General features: G+C 65.7%; 17 protein-coding genes. 8 read left to right on the forward strand and 9 right to left on the reverse strand.

The window, feature by feature from the left end; all coding sequences use genetic code 11:
• Window positions 1–78: 78 nt before the first annotated feature.
• From Q0D31_RS04640 to Q0D31_RS04660, 5 genes are read left to right on the forward strand one after another with little or no spacing between them, the layout of a single operon-like run.
• Window positions 79–561, forward strand: coding sequence for a (2Fe-2S)-binding protein (locus Q0D31_RS04640; RefSeq protein ID WP_291845766.1), 483 nt, complete (start codon window positions 79–81; stop codon window positions 559–561).
• Complete coding sequence (locus Q0D31_RS04645) at window positions 561–4,124, forward strand: molybdopterin cofactor-binding domain-containing protein (RefSeq protein ID WP_291845767.1); 3,564 nt, start codon at window positions 561–563, stop codon at window positions 4,122–4,124. The genes Q0D31_RS04640 and Q0D31_RS04645 overlap by 1 nt, the downstream gene beginning before the upstream one ends.
• A 60-nt stretch (window positions 4,125–4,184) precedes the next feature.
• Complete coding sequence (pncB, locus tag Q0D31_RS04650; RefSeq protein ID WP_291845768.1) at window positions 4,185–5,489, forward strand: nicotinate phosphoribosyltransferase; 1,305 nt, start codon at window positions 4,185–4,187, stop codon at window positions 5,487–5,489.
• A gap of 42 nt (window positions 5,490–5,531) precedes the next feature.
• Window positions 5,532–6,827 (forward strand): O-acetylhomoserine aminocarboxypropyltransferase, encoded by a 1,296-nt coding sequence (locus Q0D31_RS04655; RefSeq protein WP_291845769.1) that lies wholly within the window; start codon window positions 5,532–5,534, stop codon window positions 6,825–6,827.
• A gap of 3 nt (window positions 6,828–6,830) precedes the next feature.
• A complete protein-coding gene (locus Q0D31_RS04660; protein ID WP_291845770.1) occupies window positions 6,831–7,610 on the forward strand; it encodes an alpha/beta hydrolase in 780 nt (259 codons plus the stop codon).
• A 45-nt stretch (window positions 7,611–7,655) separates the two neighbouring features.
• Here the strand turns inward: Q0D31_RS04660 and Q0D31_RS04665 are convergent, their stop codons facing one another.
• The 3 genes from Q0D31_RS04665 to Q0D31_RS04675 all read right to left on the reverse strand — a co-directional run bounded on the left by Q0D31_RS04665 (window position 7,656) and on the right by Q0D31_RS04675 (window position 11,049).
• Entirely contained in the window at window positions 7,656–8,105 is a 450-nt protein-coding gene (locus Q0D31_RS04665) for a hypothetical protein (protein ID WP_291845771.1), read from the reverse strand.
• A gap of 7 nt (window positions 8,106–8,112) precedes the next feature.
• Window positions 8,113–9,717 carry a GMC family oxidoreductase gene (locus tag Q0D31_RS04670; protein ID WP_291845772.1) on the reverse strand — a complete coding sequence of 535 codons (1,605 nt, stop codon included), beginning with the start codon at window positions 9,715–9,717 and terminating at the stop codon, window positions 8,113–8,115.
• Window positions 9,718–9,822: 105 nt separating this feature from the next.
• Window positions 9,823–11,049, reverse strand: a complete 1,227-nt coding sequence (locus tag Q0D31_RS04675; protein ID WP_291845773.1) for a cytochrome P450 — start codon at window positions 11,047–11,049, stop codon at window positions 9,823–9,825.
• 165 nt (window positions 11,050–11,214) lie between these two features.
• On the opposite strand from Q0D31_RS04675, the gene Q0D31_RS04680 reads away from it, so the two are divergent.
• Window positions 11,215–12,843 (forward strand): NAD(P)/FAD-dependent oxidoreductase, encoded by a 1,629-nt coding sequence (locus tag Q0D31_RS04680; protein WP_291845774.1) that lies wholly within the window; start codon window positions 11,215–11,217, stop codon window positions 12,841–12,843.
• 834 nt (window positions 12,844–13,677) lie between these two features.
• Here Q0D31_RS04680 and Q0D31_RS04685 read toward each other — a convergent pair.
• From Q0D31_RS04685 to Q0D31_RS04705, 5 genes are all read right to left on the reverse strand, one after another.
• Complete coding sequence (locus tag Q0D31_RS04685) at window positions 13,678–16,998, reverse strand: carboxyl transferase domain-containing protein (protein ID WP_291846778.1); 3,321 nt, start codon at window positions 16,996–16,998, stop codon at window positions 13,678–13,680.
• A 252-nt stretch (window positions 16,999–17,250) separates the two neighbouring features.
• Window positions 17,251–18,693, reverse strand: coding sequence for an amidohydrolase family protein (locus Q0D31_RS04690; protein WP_291845775.1), 1,443 nt, complete (start codon window positions 18,691–18,693; stop codon window positions 17,251–17,253).
• Window positions 18,694–18,795: 102 nt separating this feature from the next.
• Window positions 18,796–19,821, reverse strand: a complete 1,026-nt coding sequence (locus Q0D31_RS04695; RefSeq protein ID WP_291845776.1) for an ABC transporter substrate-binding protein — start codon at window positions 19,819–19,821, stop codon at window positions 18,796–18,798.
• A 42-nt stretch (window positions 19,822–19,863) separates the two neighbouring features.
• Window positions 19,864–20,640, reverse strand: coding sequence for an ABC transporter permease (locus Q0D31_RS04700; protein WP_291845777.1), 777 nt, complete (start codon window positions 20,638–20,640; stop codon window positions 19,864–19,866).
• A gap of 1 nt (window position 20,641) precedes the next feature.
• Complete coding sequence (locus Q0D31_RS04705; protein WP_291845778.1) at window positions 20,642–21,514, reverse strand: ABC transporter ATP-binding protein; 873 nt, start codon at window positions 21,512–21,514, stop codon at window positions 20,642–20,644.
• A 203-nt stretch (window positions 21,515–21,717) separates the two neighbouring features.
• Between Q0D31_RS04705 and Q0D31_RS04710 the strand changes: the two genes are divergently transcribed.
• Complete coding sequence (locus Q0D31_RS04710) at window positions 21,718–22,476, forward strand: GntR family transcriptional regulator (RefSeq protein ID WP_291845779.1); 759 nt, start codon at window positions 21,718–21,720, stop codon at window positions 22,474–22,476.
• A gap of 94 nt (window positions 22,477–22,570) precedes the next feature.
• Here the strand turns inward: Q0D31_RS04710 and Q0D31_RS04715 are convergent, their stop codons facing one another.
• Window positions 22,571–22,990 carry a nuclear transport factor 2 family protein gene (locus Q0D31_RS04715; protein WP_291845780.1) on the reverse strand — a complete coding sequence of 140 codons (420 nt, stop codon included), beginning with the start codon at window positions 22,988–22,990 and terminating at the stop codon, window positions 22,571–22,573.
• 152 nt (window positions 22,991–23,142) lie between these two features.
• Here Q0D31_RS04715 and Q0D31_RS04720 point away from each other — a divergent pair, with 152 nt between their 5' ends.
• The gene (locus tag Q0D31_RS04720; protein ID WP_291845781.1) at window positions 23,143–24,384 is read left to right on the forward strand and encodes an amidohydrolase family protein; all 1,242 of its coding nucleotides are present in this window, start codon (window positions 23,143–23,145) and stop codon (window positions 24,382–24,384) included.
• The last annotated feature ends 33 nt before the right edge of the window (window positions 24,385–24,417 follow it).

Below are 24,417 nucleotides of genomic sequence, written 5' to 3' on the forward strand. Positions count from 1 at the left end.
CTTGCACGTTTGTATACAAACGGTATCTTTCCCCGACGTCCGGCGCAGGGTTTTGCAGCGCAGCGAGGGCAACGGAGCATGACGCAGAGCACGACGCGGCTGACCGTCAACGGCAAGGCCTGCGATGTCGACGCCGCGCCCGATACCGCATTGCTGTACGTGCTGCGCAACGATCTCGCCCTGAACGGACCGAAATATGGTTGCGGGCTTGGCGAATGCGGCAGTTGCGCGGTACTGATCGACGGCGTTGCGGCGAGGGCCTGCGTGATTCCCATCGAAGGCTGCGTCGGACGCGACATTGTGACGCTTGAAGGCCTCGGCACGCGCTCGCACCCTGATCCGGTGCAACAGGCTTTCATCGACGAACAGGCCGCGCAATGCGGCTATTGCCTCAACGGCATGATCATCGCTACCAAGGCGCTGCTGCTGCGCTCGTCTTGTCCTTCGGAGGCGGAAGTGATGGAGGCGCTGCGGCATCAGCTGTGCCGCTGCGGCGCGCATGTCGAAATCATGCGCGCCGCGATGCGGGCCGCCGGCCATGTCGTCGAGGCGCAGACCTGATGACTGAACCCGACTCGCTCGCAGATCGCGAACGGCCGCAGGGCGCGCTCAGCGTCGTTCGCCCCGTCTCGCCCGGCAAGGCGGGCGCATTCGAGACTTTCATCAGGATCACCGCCGACGGATCGGTCAATGCCTATAACGGCCATGTCGATCTCGGCACCGGGATTCGCACCGCGCTCGGGCAGATCGTCGCCGAGGAACTCGACGTCTCCTTTGCACGCGTGGTGGTCGTGCTCGGCGATACTTCGCTGACGCCCAACCAGGGCGCAACCATCGCCAGCGAAACCATCCAGATCACAGCGGTGCCGTTGCGCAAGGCCGCCGCGCAGGCCCGGCAATTTTTGCTCGCCCGCGCTGCCGAGCGGCTGGAGCTTGCCGTCGAATACCTCATCGTTGACGACGGGCTGGTGCGTGGAAGGGACAACCGCAGCGTCAGTTACGGCGAACTGATATCGGGCGAAACCATCCGGCTCGAACTGGCCGATCAGGTTCCGCTGAAAGCTGCCGCCGCCTATACCATCGTCGGGCAATCCGTTCCCCGCGTTGATCTTCCGGCGAAGGCGACCGGCGAGCTGGTTTATGTTCACGACATTCGCGTCCCCGGCATGCTGCACGGCCGCGTCGTGCGTCCGCCCTATGCTGGCGTCGATGTCGGCGACTTCATCGGCAACAGCCTGATCGCCGTCGACGAAACGTCGGTTAGGGACATTCCCGGGCTGGTCGCTGTCGTCCGCGTCGGCGATTTCGTCGGCGTCGTCGCCGAGCGCGAGGAAAATGCGGTCAAGGCAGCGGCGCGGCTCAAGGTCGCCTGGAAGCCAACGCCAACATTGCCCGATCTCGGCAACATCGAAACCGCGCTGCGCGCCAATCCGTCCGCGCCGCGAACCCTGATCGACAAGGGCGATGTCGATGCCGCGATCGCCGACGCCGCCAAGCCGATGCGGCGAACGTATGTCTGGCCGTACCAGATGCACGCCTCGATCGGGCCGTCCTGCGCGGTAGCCGATTATAAGGAGGGCCGGGTCAGGGTCTGGTCCGGCACTCAGAACCCGCACCCATTGCGCGCGGATCTGGCGCGGCTGATCCAGGCCAACGAAGCGGATATCGAGGTGATCCGGCTGGAGGCGGCCGGCTGCTACGGCCGCAACTGCGCCGATGACGTCTCCGCCGACGCGGTGCTGCTGTCACGCGCGGTCGGACGCCCGGTCCGCGTCCAATTGACACGCGAGCAGGAGCACGCATGGGAGCCCAAGGGCACCGCCCAGCTGATGGACGTCAATGGCGGCATCAACGCCGACGGCAGCGTCGCTGGCTATGATTTCGCCACGCGCTATCCGTCGAACGGCGCGCCGACGCTGGCGCTGTTGCTGACCGGCGCCATCCCGCCAGCGCCCGCGGTTTTCGAGATGGGCGACCGCACCGCGATCCCGCCCTACGATTATGACAACCTTCGCGTGGTGGCGCATGACATGCCGCCAATCGTGCGCGCCTCGTGGCTGCGCGGGGTCTCGGCGCTGCCCAACACCTTCGCGCATGAATCCTGGATCGATGAGTGCGCCAGCGAAGCCGGCGTCGACCCGATCGAGTATCGCTTGCGGTATCTGAAGGACCGGCGCGCCATCGATCTCGTCAACGCGGTAGCCGAGCGGGCCGGCTGGACACCACGGCCGACACGCCAGGACAAACAGGCCGAGGGCGACATCGTGCGCGGGCGCGGCTTTGCCTACGCGCTCTATGTCCACAGCCAGTTTCCCGGTTACGGCGCGGCGTGGTCGGCCTGGATCGCCGACGTCGCGGTGAACAAGGCGACCGGCGAGGTCAGCGTGACGCGCGTCGTCGCCGGGCAGGATTCCGGCCTGATGATCAACCCGGCCGGCGTCCGACACCAGATCCACGGCAACGTGATCCAATCGACCAGCCGCGCGCTGATGGAGGAAGTGTCGTTCGACCGCACGTCCGTCACGGCGCGGGAGTGGGGCGCCTACCCCATCATCAAGTTTCCCGAGGTGCCCGAGATCGACGTGCTGATGCTGCCGCGGCAGGATCAGCCGCCGCTCGGCGTCGGCGAGTCCGCCTCCGTTCCCAGCGCCGCGGCCATCGCCAACGCAATCTATGACGCCACCGGTGTCCGCTTTCGCGAATTGCCGTTCACGCCCGAGCGCATCCTGCGCGGGCTGCGCGGCGAGCAAGCGACCGCGCCACAGGCATTGCCGTCGCCGATATCTGCGCCACCGCCCGATCCGGGCAAATGGCGAAACCCTTTCATCGGGCGACGCGGCCCGCTGGCGACCGCCGCGGCGCTGTGCGCGGCCGTAGTCGGCATCGGCGCGGCGGTGTTGCCGTGGCGCGCCATTACGCCGATCGCACGACCCGATGCCTCGGTCTATTCGGCCGCGACCATCGCCCGCGGCGAGCAACTCGCCGCACTCGGCAATTGCGCCGTCTGCCATACCGCGGAGGGCGGGGTGCTGAACGCCGGAGGCCGGCCGCTGCCGACGCCGTTCGGCACCATCCACGCCACCAATATAACCCCCGACCCCGGGACCGGCATCGGCGCGTGGTCCTATCCCGCCTTCGAGCGGGCGATGCGCGAGGGCATCCACCGCGACGGACGGCATCTCTACCCGGCGTTTCCCTATCCGCATTTCGCCAGAGCGACCGACGCCGACATGCAGGCGCTCTACGCCTACCTGATGGCGCAGCCGCCGGTGCGCGCCGAGACGCCCGCCAATGCGCTCGCGTTTCCGTTCAACCTGCGCCCGCTGCTGGCCGGCTGGAACGCGCTGTTTCACCGGCCCGGCGTTTTCCAACCCGACCCGGCCAAATCCGAGACGTGGAATCGCGGCGCCTATCTGGTGGAAGGTCTCGGCCATTGCGGCGCCTGCCATTCGCCGCGCAACGCGCTCGGCGCGGAGAAGGCGAGCGCCCATCTCGCCGGCGGATTTGCCGAAGGCTGGGAAGCCCCGGCGCTGACATCGTTGTCGCAGGCGCCGATCCCGTGGAACGAGGGCGAGCTGTACGCGTATTTGCGGACCGGCGAGTCCCGCTTGCACGGCGTCGCCGCCGGGCCGATGGAGGCTGTCGTGAGGGAACTGGCGCGGCTCCCCGATTCCGACATTCGTGCCATGGCGGTTTATCTCGGCTCGTTCAACGACACGGCCCTCGACATGCCGGCGCAGCAAGCGCTGGCCGCCAGGCTCGAAGCGGCGACCGGCACCCGAACCTCCGCGGCCGCCGGCATCGGCGCCCGGCTCTATCAGGGCGCCTGCGCGGTATGCCATGAAGTCGGCGGCGCGCCGCTGTTCGGCAGCCGGCCGTCGCTGGCGCTGAACAGCAATTTGCACAGCGCGGTGCCGGACAATCTGATCCAGGTGATCCTGCACGGCATCGCAACGCCGGCTTCGCGCGATCTTGGCTATATGCCGGCCTTCAAGGACAGCCTGACCGACGGCCAGGTCGCCGAACTGGCCACCTATCTGCGACGGCAATTCGCCCCGGACAAGCCCGGCTGGACCGATATTGCCGCGGCGGTCGGCCGGATCAGGCGGGAAAGCGCGCGCTGAGCAGCCATTCGCTGGCCAATATCCACTGGTTGGCCGGCTTCCGGCACGGTAGTGTCCGGCATGGCAGTGACCGATATCGCATCCCGGACCTACAATCACGGCTGGCGGCTCGATCCGATCGTGCGCAGCCTGCTCGATACCGATTTTTACAAGCTTCTGATGCTGCAGATGATCCGCGAGTTCTATCCGGATCAGCGCGTCACCTTTTCGGTGATCAACCGCACCAGGCATGTCCGCCTCGGCGAAATCATCGACGAGGCCGAGTTGCGCGCCCAGCTCGATCATGCCCGCACCATCCGCTTTTCCAAGAAGGAGCTGATCTGGCTCGCCGGCAACACGTTCTACGGCAAGACCCAGATGTTCTCGCCGGACTTCATCCAGTGGCTTTCCGGCTTCCGCCTGCCCGAATATGAACTGCGCAAGGTCGACGGCCAGTATGAGCTGCACTTCCACGGCCCGTGGACGCACACCACGATGTGGGAGATCCCGGCGCTCGCCATTGTCAACGAGCTGCGCTCGCGCCAGGCGACCAAGGGCCAGGGGCGGTTCGTGCTCGACGTGCTCTATGCCCGCGCCAAGGCCAAGCTGTGGTCCAAGGTCGAGCGGCTGCGCAAGCTGGAGGGCTTGCGGCTGTCGGACTTCGGCACCCGCCGCCGCCATGGCTTTTTGTGGCAGCGCTGGTGCGTCGAAGCGGTCAAGGAGGGCCTCGGCGCCTCCTTCACCGGCACCTCCAACGTGCTGCTGGCGATGGACAATGATCTCGAAGCGATCGGCACCAACGCGCATGAACTGCCGATGGTCGCCGCCGCACTCGCCAATTCGGACGAGGAGCTGCGCTGGGCGCCGTACCGTATTCTCGACCAGTGGCGCCATACCTATGGCGGCAACCTGCTGATTGCCCTGCCCGACGCCTTCGGCACCAATTCGTTCCTGCGCGACGCACCGGACTGGGTCGCCGACTGGACCGGCTTTCGCCCCGACAGCGCGCCGCCGATCACCGCCGGCGAGGAAATCATCAAATGGTGGAAGCAGAAGGGGCGCGACCCGCGCGAGAAACTGCTGGTGTTCTCCGACGGCATGGACGTCGGTTCGATCGAGGAGACCTATCGGCATTTTGCCGGCCGGGTGCGCATCTCCTTTGGCTGGGGCACCAACCTCACCAATGATTTCGTCGGCTGTGCGCCTGACGGCTCGGCCGATCTCGATCCGATCTCGCTGGTCTGCAAGGTGACGTCGGTCGATGGCCGCCCGGCGGTCAAGCTGTCGGACAATACCGAGAAGGCCACCGGCGACCCCGCCGAGGTCGAGCGCTATTTGCGCGTGTTCGGCAATGCCGGGCGCGTCCGCACCGCCGTCCACGTCTGAGCATCCAGGTATCTGTCCGCGAACCGACCTTATGAGCCCCGCATGCCCGCACCCAAGCCGCCTGCCTTCGAAACCCTGAGCCTGCACGCGGGCCAGCGCCCCGATCCCGCAACCGGCGCCCGCGCGGTCCCGATCTACCAAACCACCTCCTACGTGTTCCAGGATTCCGACCACGCCGCCGCGCTGTTCAACCTGGAGCGCGCCGGCCACATCTACACCCGGATATCCAACCCGACGACGGCGGTGCTCGAGGAGCGGCTGGCGGCGCTGGAAGCCGGCGTTGGCGCGGTTTGCACCGCCAGCGGCATGGCCGCACTGCACCTGGCGATCGCGACCCTGCTGAATGCCGGCGACCACATCGTCGCCTCCGCCTCGCTCTATGGCGGCACGATCAATCTGCTCGCCCACACGCTGCCGCGCTTCGGCATCACCACCACCTTCGTCAAGCCCCGCGGGCTCGACGAATTCCGCGCAGCGATCAAGCCGAACACGCGGCTTGTGATCGGCGAGACCATCGGCAATCCCGGACTTGAAGTGCTCGATATCCCCAAGGTCGCGCAGATCGCCCATGACGACGGGCTACCGCTGTTGATCGACAACACCTTTGCAACGCCGTTTCTCAGCCGCCCGATCGAGCTCGGCGCCGATATCGTGATGAATTCCACGACCAAATGGATCGGCGGTCATGGCATCGCGATCGGCGGCGTCATCGTCGATGGCGGCCGGTTCGATTGGCGCGGCTCCGGCAAATTCCCCCAGCTCACCGAGCCCTATGCCGGCTACCACGGCATCGTCTTCGACGAGCAGTTCGGCCCGGCTGCCTTCATCATGCGCGCGCGCACCGAGGGCCTGCGGGACTTCGGCGCCTGCCTGTCGCCGACCAATGCGTTCCAGCTGCTGCAGGGCGTCGAGACGCTGGGCGTCCGCATGGAACGCCACATGGCCAACACGCTCGAAGTGCTGCAGGCGCTGACCGCCAACAAGGCGGTCGATTGGGTGCTGCATCCCGCGCTGGAAAATCACCCCGACCATGCGCTGGCCAGGACGCTGCTGCCGCGCGGCGCCGGATCGATCGTCTCCTTCGGCATCAAGGGCGGGCGCGCCGCCGGCAAGAAATTCATCGAGTCGCTGCGGATGATCAGCCACTTGGCCAATGTCGGCGACGCCAAGACGCTGGTGATCCATCCGGCCAGCACCACCCACCAGCAGATGGACGCGGCCCAGCTCAAGGCCGCCGGCATCGGCGAGGAACTGGTGCGGCTGTCGGTCGGCATCGAAACCGCAGCCGACATCATCGACGATCTCGGCCAGGCGCTTCGCACATCGCAGAGGGCTTGAGCCATGCAACTGTCCGTCAATGGCGTTGATACCTTCGTTGCGACCGGCGGCCGCCCGTTCGATTCCTCGCTGCCTGCGGTCGTGATGCTGCATGGCGCGGGCTTCGATCATTCGACCTGGGCGCTGCACAGCCGCTGGTTCGCCCATCACGGCTATTCGGTGCTTGCGCCCGATCTGCCCGGACACGGCCGTTCTTCCGGCGCGCCGCTTCCGACCATCGCCGAGATGGCCGACTGGACCGCAGCCCTGCTCGACGCTGCCGGCGCGCCCAAGGCCAGGCTGATCGGTCACTCCATGGGCTCGCTGATCGCGCTCGAGACGTCGGCGCGGCATCCTGAAAAAGTCTCCGGCCTCAGCCTGATCGGCACCGCCGCCACGATGACGGTGGGGCCTGACCTGCTCAAGGCCGCGGAAGCCAACAGTCCCGACGCCATCGACATGGTCTCGATCTGGGGCCTCGGCTTCAAGGCCGAACTCGGCAGCAGCCTCGCGCCGGGACTGTGGATGCACCAGGGCGCGCAGCGCGTGTTGCAGCAGACGCGCCCCGGCGTGCTCTACAACGATCTCAACGCCTGCAACGAATATCAGAACGCGCTCGCCGCCGCCGCGCAGGTCAAGGTGCCCGCGACCTTCATCCTCGGCGAGCGCGACATGATGACGCCCGCCAAGGCCGGCAAGACGCTGGCGGCGGCGACGCCGAACGCCCGAATCGTGGTGCTGCCGGGCGCCGGCCACATGATGATGGCCGAAGCGCCGGACGAACTGCTGGCGGCGCTGCGGTAGAATCTTCGCGGCTCCTCACCATGGGGAGATTGAGCATCGGCATGCCTACGGCGCCCTTCGCAGCGTCGCCGGCCGCGCCTTGACGGGATCGAGCAGCGACCAGTCGCCCTCCGCCAGCGTGTAGCCTTTCGGGAACGGGGCGCGCAGTTCGAGCCCGAGCGAGCGCAGCACGCGGTCGTCACGATAGTAGCATTGCAACACCACGCGAACGAGCGTCTGCGCCGCAGCACCGCCGCCGGCGCGGAACTCCTTCGCTACCGCATCGCGTTTGGCCGTATCGAGCGCGGCCAGCGGCTTGCCGGCAAGGCGCGCGAGATGATCGAGCGCCTGCGCCACCATCGCAGTGTCGCGGCCGAGCGTCGCCAGCATGTCGGACTGGATCGCGGGGTCGTCGGCGCCGGGCACCTTGTATTCCTCGCTGGCGGGAATGATCATCGCGGCGACGGTGCGGAGATCGTCGCGCTGGGCCGGGGTCAGTTCGTTTGTTGCGGGCATGGCGCTCTCAGTCGAAAAGGTTGGCGAGGCGTTGCTTGATCTGGTCGGCGATGTAGAGCGCGACCGCCTGGATGGTCGAGGTCGGGTTCACGCCGCCCGAGGTGACGAACACGCTGCCGTCGACGATGAAGAGGTTCTTCACGTCGTGCGCTCGACCCCATTCGTTGACCACCGAGCGCGCGGGATCGGTGCCCATCCGCGCAGTGCCGAGCAGATGCCAGCCGCCCCAGGGAATCGGGTTGTTGGTGCAGATGTCGGTCGCGCCGGCGGCTTCGAGAATCTCGCGGCCGCGCGCCAATCCATGCTCCATCATCTTCCGGCTGTTCTCGCTGATGGTGTAATCGATCTTCGGCGCGGGAATGCCGTGGCCGTCCTTCAGCACGGGATCGAGCGTGACGCGGTTGTGCTCCTCGGGCAGATCTTCGCAGATCGCGGAGACGCCGAGGCGGTGGCCGTTGAGCTTGCGAAAGACGCGGTGATGGTCCGCGCCCCACGGCAGAATGCCCTTCTGCTCGCTGGCGACGGCTTCGAACACCGGCCCCGCGCCGCGGCCGAACTGGATGCCGTAGCCGCGGACGAAGCCGCGCGATAAATCCGTTTCGTAGAACTCCTTGCTCCAAAGGCAGGTCGGCGGCGCGCGATTGGAGTCGGTCGGCTCCTTCACGAAGCCATAGACTTGCGCATAGGGGTGGAACATCAGGTTCTTGCCGACCAGGCCGGACGAATTGGCCAATCCATTCGGGAAACGGCCGGAGACCGAGTTCAAGAGCAGCCGCGGCGTACCGACGCCGTTGCAGGCGATGATGACGACTTCGGCCGGCTGGAATTGCTCGACGCCGTCCTTGTCGTAATAGACGACGCCCGAGGCCATGCCATGTTCGTTGGTCAGGATCTCCCGCACCCGGCAATGGGTCTTGAGCTCGACGCCGGCGCGAATGGCGTGCGGCCAATAGGTGATGTCGGTGGACGCTTTCGCCCCTTGCGCGCAGGCCGGCGTGCAATGGCCGAGATTGATGCAGCGCGCCCGGCCCTCGTAATCCGTCGTCGCGACCGTGGTGTCCGACGGCCACCAGTGCCAGCCGAGCTTGTTCATGGCCTTGCCGATCAGCGGGCCGGAAAGTCCAAGCGGCTGCGGCGGCATCGGCGGATGGGTCAGCGGCGAGCGCGGATCGTCGGACAGGCCGGAGACGCCCATCATGCGGTCGTTCTCCTCGAAGAACGGCGTGAGCGCGTCGTAATCGATCGGCCAGTCGTCGGCGACGCCGTCGAGCGTCCTGACCTTGAAGTCACTTGGATGAAGCCGCGGCCAATGCGCGGTGTACATCACCGTCGAACCGCCGACGGCGTTGAAGTTCACGACCTTGATCGGTGAGTTGTCGTCGTTGATCGGATAGTCCTCGGGCCGGCCGCGGACGTTCGGGCTGGTCGACCACTCGCCGTAGAACTTCGCCTCCCAGTCGCGGCCGGTGCTGGGATATTCCGCCTGGTTCATCCAGCCGCCCTGGTCGAGGCAGAGGATGTGCATTTTGGTGTCGGCCAAGCTCCAGGCCACCGCCGCGCCGGACGCGCCGGCGCCGATGATCAGGACGTCAACGGGGTCGTGTGTGTTCATTCCTGTTCCTTGTTGTCATTCCGGGATGGTGCGTTAGCACCAGACCCGGAATCTCGAGGTTCCGGGTTCGATGCTTCGCATCGCCCCGGAACGACGATGGTGTTGCTATCCCACAATCCTTACCGGCAGCGTGCGGATGCCGCGGATGAAGTTCGAGTAGAGCCGCTGCGGCGGGCCTGTCAGTTCGAAGCGAAGGTCGCGGTTCAACAGCTCCTCCCAAAGAATTCGGATCTGCTGTTCGGCGAGGCGATCGCCGACGCAGCGGTGGATGCCGGCGCCGAAGGCGAGATGCTGGCGTGGCCGGGCGCGGTCGATGATGAACTCATCGGCGCGGTCGATCTTGCCCTCGTCGCGGTTGCCGGAGATGTACCACATCACCACCTTGTCGCCCCGGGCGATCCGGCGGCCGGCAAGTTCGACATCGTGGCGCGCGGTGCGGCGCATGTGCAGCACCGGCGTGTGATAGCGGATGGTCTCGGATACGAGGTTCGGGATCAGCTCGCGCCGCCTTCGCACCAGTTCGAACTGCTCGGGATTTTCAACCAGCGCCATCAGCCCGCCGCTCATGGAATTCCGCGTGGTGTCATTGCCGCCGACGATCAGGAGCGCCATGGTGCCGATGAATTCGCGGGCCTGCAGGTTGCGCGTCGCCTCGGAATGCGACAGCATCGAGATCAGGTCGAAGGCCGGCGGCGCCGCGGCGCGCGCATCCCACAATCTGCGGAAATATTCACCCATCGCGGTCAGCTCGGAAACGCGCTCGGCTTGCGAACGCACTACCGCGTCCGGCGAATCGACATTGGCGATCGCGACGTCCGACCACCAGGTCAACTTCATGCGATCTTCCCAGGGGAAATCGAACAGGGTCGCCAGCATCATGTTCGTAAGGTCTGTCGAGACCCGCGCCGCCCAGTCGAACGTCTCGTCGCGCGGCAGCGCATCCAGCACATCGCACGTCCGCTTGCGGATCAGCGGCTCGAAATTGGCGAGGTTGGACGGCGACACGATCGGCGCGACGGTACGCCGGTGCGCGGTGTGGCCCGGCGGGTCCATGCGAATGAAATTGGCGAAATCCTGGCCCAGCGGCTGGTCGGTGATCTGGATGCCGCCAAGCTCCGAGGTTGACGAATAGTTCTCATGATCGAGTTCGACGGCGAAGATGTCGTCGTAGCGCGTCACCGACCAATACGGCCCGAACGGCGAGCTCTCGCAATAATGCACGGGGTCGTCGCGGCGCAGTTGCGCAAACAGCGGCCGCCAGGAATCGTCCTGGTACAGGCGGGGATCGCTGACGTCGATCGAGGGCAGCTTGCGCTGCAGCGCCCGGGCCATCGCTTGCCTCCCCTCCTGCCGCCGCCGCTTGACCGGCGATCCTGGCACCAACGATAGGATCAGATGCGGCCGCGAGTAAAGCCGACGGAAGCCGGCTGGCGGCAAACCTGCAACCCTGCCACGCGTCGATGCAGGGTTTGTCCAGGGGTGTCCAACCGGGTAGCTTTGCGCCAAACCACAGCCAGGGGAGCGACGCCTATTTCGGACTATGACGCCATCATCATCGGCGCCGGCATGTCGGGCCTGTATCAATTGTACCGGCTGCGCGAACAGGGTTTGCGCGTGCGGGCCTTCGAGGCCGGCACCGACGTCGGCGGCACCTGGTACTGGAACCGCTATCCCGGCGCGCGCTTCGACTCCGAGAGCTATTCCTACGGCTACTCGTTTTCGAAGGAATTGCTGGCGGAATGGGAGTGGTCGGAGCACTTCGCCGGGCAGCCGGAAACGCTGCGCTACCTCAACCATGTCGCCGACAAGTTCGACCTGCGCCGCGACATCCAGTTTCGCAGCCGGGTCGCGGCGGCCGTGTACGCGGACGATGCGCGAAGCTGGAGCATCACGCTCGAGGACGGCAGCTGCTTCAGTTCGCGTTTCCTGATTACCGCGATCGGCCCGCTCTCGACGCCGACGCTGCCGCGGATCGAGGGACGCGACGATTTCAGGGGCCAGGCCTTTCACACCGCGCAATGGCCGAAGGAGCCGGTGGATTTCAGCGGCAAGCGCGTCGCCGTGATCGGCACCGGCGCCACCGGCGTGCAGACCATCCAGACCATTGCCGGCTCGGTCGGCCATCTCACCGTATTCCAGCGCACGCCGAACTGGTGCGCGCCGCTGCACAACGGCAAGATCGACGCCGAGACGCAAGCCAGGATCAAGGCCGGCTATCCCGAGATATTCGCCCGCTGCCAGGAGACCTTCGCCTGCTTCCTGCATACGCCGGACCCACGCGGCGCGTTCGAGGTTTCCGACGAAGAGCGCGAGGCATTTTACGAGAAACTTTATGGCGAGCGCGGCTTCGGCATCTGGCAGGGCAACTTCCGCGACATACTGACCGACCGCAGGGCCAACGCCACCATCTCCGATTTCGTCGCGCGCAAGATCCGCGCACGGGTGAAGGACCCGGAAGTCGCGGAAAAGCTGATCCCGAGGAATCACGGCTTCGGCACCCGCCGGCTGCCGCTCGAGACTTTCTATTACGAGGTCTATAACCGCGACAATGTCGAACTGGTCGACATCACGGAAACGCCGATCGAGCGGATCACGCCCGGGGGCATCAGGACCAGCGCGAAGGACTATGAATTCGACATCATCATCTACGCCACCGGCTTCGACGCCATCACCGGCAGTTTCGACAGGATCGATATTCGCGGCGCCGGCGGGGCGCGGCTGAAGGACAAGTGGAAACGCGGCCCGGAAACCTATCTCGGCATCATGGTGCATGAGTTTCCCAACATGCTGATGCTGATGGGACCGCACACCGCGCTCGGCAACATTCCGCGCAGCATCGAGTACAGCGTCGACTGGGTTACCGGGCTGATTCGATTTGCGCAGGAGAACAAGCTGACGCGGCTGGAGGCCACGCCCGACGGGGTCAAGTCCTGGACCGATCACGTCAGGGCGCTCGGCGAGGGCATGCTGTCCAACGAGGTCAACTCCTGGATGACCGGCATCAATTCCAACGTCGAGGGCAAGCAGACCCGCATCGTCGCCCGCTACAGCGGCAGCGCCCCGGCCTACCGCGCGCGCTGCGACGAGGTCGCGGCGAACGGGTATGAAGAGTTGCGGCTGGGGTAGCATTGTCACGCACGGACTTTCCTCCCCAACGACTGTCATACCCCGCGCATGCGGGGTATCCAGTACGCCGCGGCATATCGGTTCGATCACTACCGTCTCTGGAATACTGGATCACCCGCTTTCACGGGTGATGACGACGGAACGGGGGCTGACGACTGAATATGCGTTCGCGATCTCGCGGCATGTCTTGCCCGAGGTTTGCTGTCGTTCCTCTGCCCCCTTCAATGAAGAGGGCGCAGGGAAGACCGGGTGCGCGCTGCACCCGCGGTCTCGTGTGCATGTGCACTAGAAAATGCGCACACGAGCATACAGGTCCAGCGGAGAGCATCCGGCCTTCCCTGCGCAGTGGGTTGACGGCTTATAACGTGATCTCCCCGGTGAACGGCTCTTTTGCCACCGTCGCTCCCGGGAATTGCTTCCCGAGAACTTGACGCCAGCACCGCGGCGTCAGGACCACACGACTTCGCCGTACGCCTCGGTCACCATCGTCTCTGTGACCTCGGCGTCCACCGCATCCCACCGCGCGTTCGTGACGATCGCGATCCGCCCCTCTCATCGGGTGAGACGGGCGGATTCATAAAGCTGATTTGCCCGACAACGGAAGGGGAAATCTTTTTGTCGCGAGGGCTGGACAGGTTTTGGGTGATTTGCCCGTCGCGTTACCGTGTCGCAGTCCGACTGGCAAATAACGCTTGCGTGCAGGGGCGACGCATCGTCATTCCGGGGCAGCCCACGGGGCTGAACCCGGAATCCATCGGGCTGCACGCTCTGTGGTGAAATAGATTCCGGGTTCGATGCTTCGCATCGCCCCGGAATGACGAGAGAGAGCTTTCCCTACCACGCGTCGATACAAGGTCGCTTTTTCGTCGTACGCGGCTCCGGTTTCGGCACCGAGCGAAGGCCCGACATGATCCAGTGGCGGGTGTCGGCGGGGTCGATCACCTCGTCGATCTCGAGCACCGAGGCGATCGAGACCGCCTTGCCGTTGGCATAGAGCTCGGCGACCTTGGCCTTGTAGTAATCCTCGCGCGCCACCGGATCCTCGATCGCCTCCATCTCCTTGCGGAAGCCGAGCCGCACATAGCCCTCCAGCCCCATGCCGCCAAACTCGCCGGTCGGCCAGGCCACCGTGAAGAACGAGGCGTGGAAGCCGCCGCCGATCATGGCCTGCGCGCCGAGCCCGTAGCCCTTGCGCAGCACGATCCCGAACAGCGGCACGGTAAGGCTGGCGCCGGTCACGAACATGCGCGCGACATGGCGCACGATCGCGGTCTTTTCCGCTTCGGGCCCGACCATGAAGCCCGGCGTGTCGCACAGCGACAGCAGCGGAATGTCGAAAGCGTCACAGAGCTGCATGAAGCGCGCGGCCTTGTCGCCGGCCGGGGCGTCGATCGCGCCACCGAGGTGTCTTGGATTGTTGGCGATCAGGCCGAACGGCCTGCCTTCGATGCGGATGAAGGCGGTGATCATGCCGACGCCGAAATCGCGGCGGATTTCCAGCACCGAGCCCTGGTCGGCCAGCAGATCGATCACAGTTCGGATGTCATAGACGCGCAGGCGGTTCTCGGGGACGGCCTGCCGCAGCAGGCGCTGGTCCGGCGCCCGCCAGTCGGCGATCGCGCCTTGAAAATACGACAGGTACTTCTGCGCCACCGACGTCGCTTCAGCTTCGTCCTCGACCAGGATGTCGATCACGCCGTTCGGCGATTGGAACGAGACCGGGCCGACTTCGGCCGGATGATAGACGCCGAGGCCGCCGCCTTCGATCATCGCCGGGCCCCCCATGCCGATCGAGGCGTTTCTCGTGGCGATGATGACGTCGCAGCAGCCGAGCATCGCGGCGTTGCCGGCGAAGCAATAGCCGGACACCACGCCGACGACCGGCACCAGCCCCGAGAGTTTCGCGAACTGCACGAAGGACGGCCCGTCGAGGCCGGTCATGCCGAGCCGGTCGGTGTCGCCGGGCCGGCCGCCGCCGCCTTCGGCGTAGAACACCAGCGGCAGCCGCCATTGCTCGGCCAGCCCCAGCATGCGGTCGATCTTCTTGTGGTTCATGTGGCCCTGGGTGCCGGCCAGCACGGTATAGTCGTAGGAGATCACCATGCAGCGCGCGGCGTCGGCGCCGAACGCTTTCGCATTCACGGTGGCGACGCCGGCGATCAGGCCGTCGGCCGGCGTGTTGCGGATGAGATCGTCGATCGTGCGCCGCCGGCGCTGGGCGGCGATGGCGAGCGAACCGTATTCCACAAACGATCCGTCATCGACGAGCTGCGCGACGTTCTCGCGCGCGGTGCGCTGGTTGGTCTTGCGCCGGCGCTCGACCGAGGCCGGGCGGTTTTCATCGCGCGTGATCGCATGACGTTCGATCAGCTCGGCCAGGTCGGGCCGGATGTGGTCGAGATCGACATCGGCTGCCTCGGCGGCATCCTCGGCGTCGATCTCGGCCGGCTCGAGATAGAGAATCGCCTCGTCCTGCATCAGCGTCACGCCGGCCGCGGTCGCGACCCTGACCACCTTGCCGCCGTGCGGCGCCGTCACCAGATGCTCCATCTTCATGGATTCGAGCACGGCGATCTGCTGACCGGGACGGACGAGGTCGCCTTCGCTCACCTCGACCGAGACGATGGTGCCCTGCAGCGGCGCCGGAACCGGCACCGAACCTGCCGGCCCCGCCACACCGGCTGCCGGCGCAACGTCGCCGGCCGCGCGGCCGGATTCAACCAGCGCCGCTTCCGCCGAAGCCTCCGCCATCCTGCCGGCCTCGGCGACCAGCGCCGCGACATGGGTATCGACGAAACCGGTGGAGAGGCGGTTATCGACGAAATCCGGATGGGCCAGGATCGCCGCAAGGAATGGAATGTTGGTGGCGACGCCGGCAATCCGGAACTCGCGCAGGGTGCGCGCCGCCTTGTGCACCACATCGGCCCATTCGCCGCCCGGCGCATGCACGACGACCTTGGCGAGCAACGAATCGAAGGCGGCGCTGGTCCGGTAGCCCGAATATCCAAAGGTGTCGACGCGAACGCCGGGGCCAGCCGGCAGATCGAACAGGTCAAGCGTGCCGCCGGTCGGCCGCGTCCCGCCCGCCTCGTCCATCACCTCCATATTGACGCGAAGCTGCAGCGCATAGCCGCGGGGCTTCGGGATATAGGCCTGGGCGAGACCGAGTGAACCAAGCGTGGCGCCGGCGGCGACGGCAAGCTGCGACTGCACAAGGTCGAGGTCGAGCACTTCCTCGGTAACGGTATGCTCGACCTGAAGCCGCGGGTTGGCCTCGATGAAGGCGAAAGCCTTGTCGGCTACCCTGGCGTCGTTATCGACGAGAAACTCGAAGGTGCCGAGATTGTCGTAGTTCGCCGCCGCGGCAAGCTCCTTGGCGGCGTCGATGATCCGCACCCGCAAGGCGTCGCTCAGCGACGGGCTCGGCGCCACCTCGATAAGCTTCTGGTTGCGGCGCTGGATGGTGCATTCGCGTTCCCATAGATGGCTGATGGCGCCGTGCTGGTCGCAGATGATCTGCACCTCGATATGGCGGGCGTTGCGAATCAGGCGTTCGACATAGACGCCGTCGCTGCCGAACGCGGCCATCGCTTCGGACCGGCATCGCGCATAGGCTTCTTCCAGCATCGAGGCGTCATCGACGATGCGCATGCCGCGCCCGCCCCCGCCGGCGATGGCCTTGATCATCACCGCGCCCCCCGGTCCCTGCGCCGCCAGGAACGCCGCCGCCTCCTCCAGGCTGGTCGGCCCGTCGGTGCCGTCGATCACCGGCACCCCGCATCGCTTCGCCAGCGCCCTCGCCTGCGCCTTGTCGCCGAACAGGTCGAGCGCCTCCGGCGACGGCCCGACAAAGACGATGCCCTCGGCGGCGCAGCGCCGCGCCAGCGCGGCATTCTCGCTGAGAAAGCCGTAGCCGGGATGCAGCGCATCGCATCCGGTCGCCTTTGCCGCCACGATCATCGCCTCGATGTCGAGATAGGCCCGCGCGCCGCGCCCGGGAATTTCGTGGGCCGCGTCGGCGGTCCGCACATGCATCGACTGCGCGTCGTCGGCGCAATAGATCGCGACGGTGGCGAGCCCGGCGTCACCCGCGGCGCGGGCGATGCGAAGGGCGATCTCCCCGCGATTGGCGATCAGCAGCTTGTGAAACGACATCCCGGTTCCCGTCCAGCGGCCTCTCCTGGTCGGATCGAGCACGATCCGAGAGGATTCGCCAAGCGCCTTGAATGCCAAGGACATCAACAGAATGGCAAGCCCCCCGCGACCGGCTTGCGCACCTGCTTCCCCATGCCCCGGCGCCGCCTGCCGATGGAGGTACGGTAGTGACCACGCAACCCTGCTGGGGTACCGATACAAGTCGATCGCTGTTCCGCACTGCGGAATTATCCATCGGGTAGCATCTGCCCGTCAGCGGCAATCCAGCTGCGCCTCGAACCAGCCTTGCAGCGACGCGGACAGCGGCGGCCATGCACGTTGGAAGCCGGCGAGCTTGCGTGCACTGGCGCGGTAAACTGCCCGCAGCTCCTGCTCGATGGCGACGAGATCGACCCCGACGCAACGGCCATCGCTGACGATCAGCCGCCCATGCACCACCACATCGCGCAGCAACGACGCATTGCCGCGCGCGAACAGGAGATCCATGGGATCGACCGGCATGATCCGGTCGCGGTCGAGCCGGTCGAGATCGATGGTGACGAAGTCGGCGGGCGCACCGGACGCCAGAGCGCCCGATCCCGGGGCGCCGGTGGCCTTGCGGCCGTTGGCGACGGCAAGACCGAAGAACTGCGCCGGGGTCCAGGTTCGCTCAAAACCGAGGCCGCCGTGCATCATCTGCACCAGCCGCATCTCCCGCAATATGTCGTCGTCCTCGTCCAGCGCCAACCCATCGACACCGACCGCGATGGCGCAGCCGCATCGGTGCGCGGCCGCGATCGGCGCGAGGCCGGAGCGCAGGTGCAGGTTGGAACTGAAATTGGTGACGATGCGCGCGCCCGACGCCGCGATCATCTCGATCTCGTCCGGCCGGGCGTGGATGCAATGCGCCAGCGTCAGCCGCTCCGACAGCAGGCCGATGTCGCGGAGGTAACGCACGACGCCTCCTGGAAAATTCTGGTCCGCCCACGCGCGCTGATAGATCGTCTCGAGCAGATGCATGTGGACGCGGCGGCCGGTCTGCGCCGAATTCTCCGCCACCGCCTCCAGCAGCGGCTTCGAGCACCACTGCACGCCGGCCGGGCCGAGCTGCACGTCCACCATCGGACCCGCGATGGCCGCGGCAATCGCCTCCGTCAGATCGATATAGGCCTTCGGCGACATCGGTGCGCGGACGAACAACGCTTCGATCGCCTTGCGATCGTCGCCGGCAAATCCGGCCAGGACGGGTTCCTCGTCGCCATACACCACCGGATTGCGGTCGCGAACGGCGATGGCGAAGGCGATGCGAATGCCAACGTCGGACGCCGCCCGCGCGACCGCCATGGATTCCTCGACCAGCGGCATCGTGCCGCTGGGACGGGTGTAGTGAATCATCATCGCCGCGCAGCCGGCGCGGGCCGAACGCGCCAGCGCGGAGGCCGCGGTCAGGTAGGGATCGACGGGCGTACCAAGCGCCGAGCGCAGGATCCAGCTTTCCAGCGGCATGCCGAGCGCGCCGAACGAGGACGCGGTCGGGCGCGCGTGGTCGTGGGCGTTGACGAAGGCGGGAAGGACGAGCGTGCGCGGACCGGTTTCTGGCAGCGCTAAGCTAGCAATATCGGTGATGACGCCGTCGTCGTGCCGCAGCACGACGTTTTCGACGAGACCGCGTTCGGAGCCGGAGAACAGGCTATGCGCAGCGACTTCCATGGGCATGCCCCATTTCTCGTCATTGCGAGGAGCGAAGCGACGAAGCAATCCATCTTTTCCGATGCAGGGATATGGATTGCTTCGCTTCGCTCGCAATGACGAAAGGCTTCAGTTCGCCGTATACACCAGCTCGCGTTCGGCGCGCGGCGGCAGGAATTCGCGCGAAAAGATTTCCGACGGCGCGGGCGCGCGGGCCAGCTGGTAGCCTTCGACAATGATTCCAATGGCCCGCGCCATGCGGTCATCCTTGACGTCGCCAACGCCGATCTCCTTCATTTCGGGCGAGACGATCAGCTTGTCGAAGGAGAACTGCAGCCGGCGTTTCTCGACGTCGACGTTGATCAGATTGTCGTAGTTCAGCGCCGCCTTCATTCCGGCGTTCTGATCCCTGGCGACGACGATCATCGCCTTGTTGACGGCGCGGACGAGGCCGGCAACGGCCTTCGGGTTGGAGGCCAACAGCTTGCGCGAAACCATCAGCCCGTTGGAATAGAGATCAAGCCCGTAATCGCCGAACGAGAACCATTTGTAGTCCTTGTCAGGATCCTGGCGGTTCAGCACCAGGTTGAAGTAGCTCGTGATGTTGAACACCAGCGCAGCGTCGATGTCGCCTTTGATCAACATCGGCTCCTGCAGGTTCGGCGCCATGTTGGAGATCTTGATCTTCTCGCCTTCGAGCTTGTTCTTCTGGGCGAACACCGGCAGCAGCCGCGTGGTCGGCGTACCCTGCGCGCCGCCGAGGGTGCGACCCTCGAAATCCTTGATGGTGTTGATGCCGCTGGTCTTCTTGGTGACGATCGCGAACGGCGGCTGGTTCCAGATCATGTAGACCATGACCGGGGCGTCCTGCGGCCTGGTCGAGGCATTCTGGATGATGGCGTTGACATCGCCAAAGCCCGCGTCGTAGGCGCCCGACATGATGCGGGTCACCGTGGCGCCGGAACCCTCGCCCTGGTCGATCACGACATTGAGGCCTTCCGCCTTGAAGTAGCCGTTGTCCCTGGCATAGAAGAACGCAGCGTCGCTGCCTTGGGTTTTCCACCCCAGCGTAAACTTGATCGTGGTCTCCTGGGCGCCGGCGGCGCCTGCGAACAGGCCTACTGCCAACAGCGCGGCACTTGCTTTCTTCAACATGGCGATCTCCTCGACGGGGTTGGATGGCGGTTGGAGTATCTCTCAGGTCGCGATCAGGTCGTTCTTGCGGGTGGCCCAGCCGGTAACGCGCCCCTCGATCACCGAGAACACGACGTAAAGCGCGACGCCGAGGCCGGCGAGCACGAACAGGCCGGCGAACACCAGCGGCACGTTGAAGTTGGAGGACGCGGTCATCATCACATTGCCGATGCCGCGGTTCGAGGCGACGGTCTCGGAAAGCACGGCGCCAACGAAGGCGTAGCTGATCGCGACCTTCAGCGAGGCAAAGAAGAACGGCATGGTTCGCGGCAGGCCGACATTCCAGAGAATGTCGAACTTGCTGGCGCCGAGCGCCTTGAGCACGTCCTCGAGTTCAGGTTCGGTGGTTGCCAGCCCGGTCGCGATGTTGACCACGATCGGGAAGAAGCAGATCGACAGCGCGGTCAGCACCGCCGGCACCGAGCCGGAGCCGAACCAGAGCACGAAGATCGGCACCACCGCGACCTTTGGAATCGACGAAAAGCCCACCAGAAGCGGATAGGCGGTATCGTAAGCGGTCCTGGAAACGCCAATAACCACACCAAGCAGGACGCCGAGTCCGACGCCGAGCACGAAGCCTATCATCGTCGTCGCCAGCGTCTGCAGAATATGCGGCCAGAGAATCGGGAATTTCTCGACCAGCGTGACCAGCACCTGCGAGGGGCGCGGCAGCACCAGATCGGACATCCCGGTCATCAGGCAGAACAATTCCCACGCCGCGAAGAACATCACGATCAGTCCCGCCGACCAGGCCTTCTGCCGATAATCGAGATCGGGCATGTCAGGCCTCTCCGTGGGCTGCGGCCGCTTTGCTCGAGGCGGCTCTGGCGTCGACGATGAAGGCGCGCAGCTTTTGATTGAGCGCCACGAAATCAGGCTCGAAGGTCATGGCGATGGTGCGCGGGCGGGCAAAGGCGACGCGGCTGTCGTCGAGGATGCGGCCGGGCCGCGCGCTCATGACGCAGATGCGGCCGCCGAGGAAGGCGGCCTCGCGCAGATCATGGGTCACCAGGAGCACAGTCGGCCGGTGCGCGATCCAGAGCTCCTGCAGGATCGACCACAGCTCTTCCCGCGTGAACTGGTCGAGCGCGCCGAACGGCTCGTCGAGTAGCAGCAGGCGCGGCTCATGAATCAGCGCGCGGCACAGATTGGCGCGCTGAAGCATGCCGCCGGAGAGTTGCCAAGGATAGCGGGTGCCGAATCCCTTGAGGCCGACCTGCTCCAGCAGCGCGTTGGCCTTGTCGCGGAATTCGGTCTTGCGCAATTTGCGAAACTTCGAGCGGAACGGCTCGACGATCTTGAGCGGCAGCATGATATTGCGCTCGATCGTCATCCACGGCAGCATGGTCGGATTCTGGAATGCCATGCCGACGCGCAGCGCGCGCGCGGCCACTTCCCTGCCGCCAACGACGATCACGCCTGAAGTCGGCTGCACCAGGCCGCTGACCAGCCGCAGGATGGTGGACTTGCCGCAACCGGACGGCCCGACCAGCGCAACGAACTCGCCGTCGGCGATCCGCAGCGTCGTGGTGGACAGCGCCGGCACCGCCCGCGCGCCGCGGCCAAAGGTGACGGAGGCTTCCGACAATTCGATCGCAATCGGCGCTGCCGGGCCGGGAACCGGCGATCCCCGGAATTCGGAATGTGGCTGCATGCGCATCATGAAAGGGAGTGCATGCAAGCCGGATGCCAGCGAAACCCGCGTTCAAAATCAGTGACATCGCCGAATCTGCCAAAAACGCCGGATTCCTTTTGTGCAGTTTGCCCGCTGAACTGCATGCAATTGAGGCGCTCAATTGTCGCCCAATTGTGCTACGATGTTTCCGTTCGACGCACGTCGCCCCAAAGGATTCGCCGATGGCGTCCCGCTCCGCCAGCAGTACCGCTGCGACGTCCGACAAGGTCGGCGTGATCTGCCGGGCGCTGCGCCGCGCCATCATCGAGCAGGCGCTGGAACCCGGCGTGAAACTCCCTGAGGATTCGCTCGGCGAACGCTTCGGCGTCAGCCGCACCATTGCGCGACATGCGCTCGGACAATTGGCGGCGGAGGGCCTCGTCGAACTTCGCCGCAACCGGATCGCCGTAGTGGCGACGCCGAGCTGGCAGGAGGCCCGCGACGCCTTCGACATCCGCATCGAGCTTGAGCGCCTGGTGGTGCGCCAACTCGCCGGCAAGCTGACAAAGGGCCAGGTCGCCGAGTTGAACGCCCATGTCGACGCCGAGGACCGCGCCCGCGACGGCACCGACGCGGTGTCGATCAGGCTGGCGACCGAGTTTCACATCCTGCTGGCCAACATGACCAGCAGCCCGATCCTGGTGCGCTATGTCAGCGAGGTCGCCTATCGCTGTTGCCTGACGCTGTCGCTGTACAGCCGTCCGCACTCCTCGGAATGCGCGATCAACGAGCACCGCGCGATCATCGCCGCACTGGTAAAGGGCGACGAGGCGAAGGTCATGGGCCTGATGCACAGCCACCTGGATTCGGTCGCCAACCGCGCGCTGGTCGCCCCTGCCCCGCGACGCGGCCGCGATTTGCTGGAAATTCTTGCGCCCTATGCCGAGGAAGGCGAACGCGGGCGCGTGGTGAAGCTGCCGAAGGTAATCAGGACGAGGTAGCACCGTCATTGCGAGCGCAGCGAAGCAATCCATGCTACCGCGCAAAGGAAGAATGGATTGCTTCGTCGCTTCGCTCCTCGCAATGACGAGAGCTCTAAGCCTCAATCCCCCGCTGTACCAGAATGCGCTCGGCGCTGTCATTCCAGACGTCCATCTTCACGATCCGGCCGCCGCTGACCACGAAGCGGTCGACGTAGCGGTTGCCTTCGAACGGCGTGCCGTCGATCCATTCGCCGTAGAGGGTGCCGATGCTGTAGACGACGGTCTCGTCGGCGCCGGGGCAGACGTCGAAGCGCTCCATCTTCTTCTTGACCCAACGGTAGCGCCGCGCGTTGAAGCCGGTCGGCCCGCGCGGATGGTCGAACTCCCGTCCCCCGGTAAAGGTGATCACGGTGCCGGGTTTCATGTAGGCGGCGGCGGCATCGGGATCCGGAATCATCGACGCGATGAGATAGGCCTCGACCACCTGGGCATCCGACATTCCCTTGGTTTCGGCTTTGGCGGCAACAGACATCGCGGCTTCTCCTGATGCGGCAACACTACAATCTGTCCAGGAAACTGCATGCACATATTTTGGACAATCCAGCCAAGAAACTGCACACAATCTGGAGCTGCCCGGCGCGCCCGCTTCGGCTACGTTGGGCCCTCCTCCAGCCCGCCGGCGCCATGCACGCGAAAACCGCCTTTGACCTGATCTTCCGCAACGCCCGGACGCGAACCTCGGCGACCCCGGTCGATATCGGCGTCGCGGGCGGGCGCATCATCGCCATCGAACCCCGTCTCGACTGCGAGGCCACCGAGATCGACGTCGGCGGCAAGCTCGCGCTGCCGGGCTTTGTCGACAGCCACATTCACCTCGACAAGGCCTGCCTGCTCGGCCGCTGCGGCCACGACCATGGCACTGTTGCCGAAGCGATCGCAGCGGTGGCGGCCATGAAGCGCGAATTCACGGTGGCGGACGTCTATACGCGCGGCGCGCAGGTGATCGAGCGCGCCATCGTGCACGGCACCACGCGGATGCGCACCCATGTGGAGATCGACCCGCGCATCGCGTTGCGCGGCTTTGCGGCGATCAAGGCGCTGAAGCGCGATTATGCCTGGGCGATCGATCTGTCGATCTGCGTGTTTCCGCAGGAAGGCCTGACCAATGATCCCGGCGCCGAGGAACTGCTGGTCGCCGCCCTGCGCGATGGCGGCGAGGCGATCGGCGGCTGCCCCTACATGGACACCGATCCGGACACGCATCTGGAACGGATCTTCGACCTGGCGCAGGAATTCGACGTCGACATCGACCTGCACCTCGACTTCGACCTCGACCCGTCATGGTGGCACCTCGACGAGGTCTGCCGGCAGACCGAACGGCGCAACTACCAGGGCAGGGTTGCGATCGGCCACGCCACCAAATTGTCGGCGCTGCCGCCGGGCCGGCTGAAGGCGGCGACGGCGCGCCTCGCCGAGTGCGGCGTGGCCGTCACCGTGCTGCCGGCGACCGATCTCTATCTGATGGGTCGCGACGCCACCCATAATTCGCCGCGCGGGCTGACGGTGGCGCATCGGCTGGTCGAGAACGGCGTCGTGTGCTCGATCGCCACCAACAACGTGCTCAATCCGTTCACGCCGTTCGGTGACGCCTCGCTGCTGCGGATGGCGAATTTCTACGCCAATGTCGCCCATGCCGGCATCAGCGAATTCGACGCCTGCCTCGACCTCGTGACCGAGCTGCCCGCGCGGCTGATGAACCTTGGGGATTACGGCATCGCGCCGGGCAACCCGGCCGACCTCGTCATCCTCGACACCGACAGCGGCACCAACGCGATCGCCGAACTGCCCGACATGCTGATGGGATTCAAGAACGGCCGGCAGGTGTTCGAACGGCGAAAGCCGACGCTGTTTCCCCCGGCGGGTTAGCCATTCCACGTCGCCGACATGCCCGGCAATTGA

This window comes from Bradyrhizobium sp. (assembly GCF_022844465.1).
Taxonomy (GTDB): domain Bacteria; phylum Pseudomonadota; class Alphaproteobacteria; order Rhizobiales; family Xanthobacteraceae; genus Bradyrhizobium.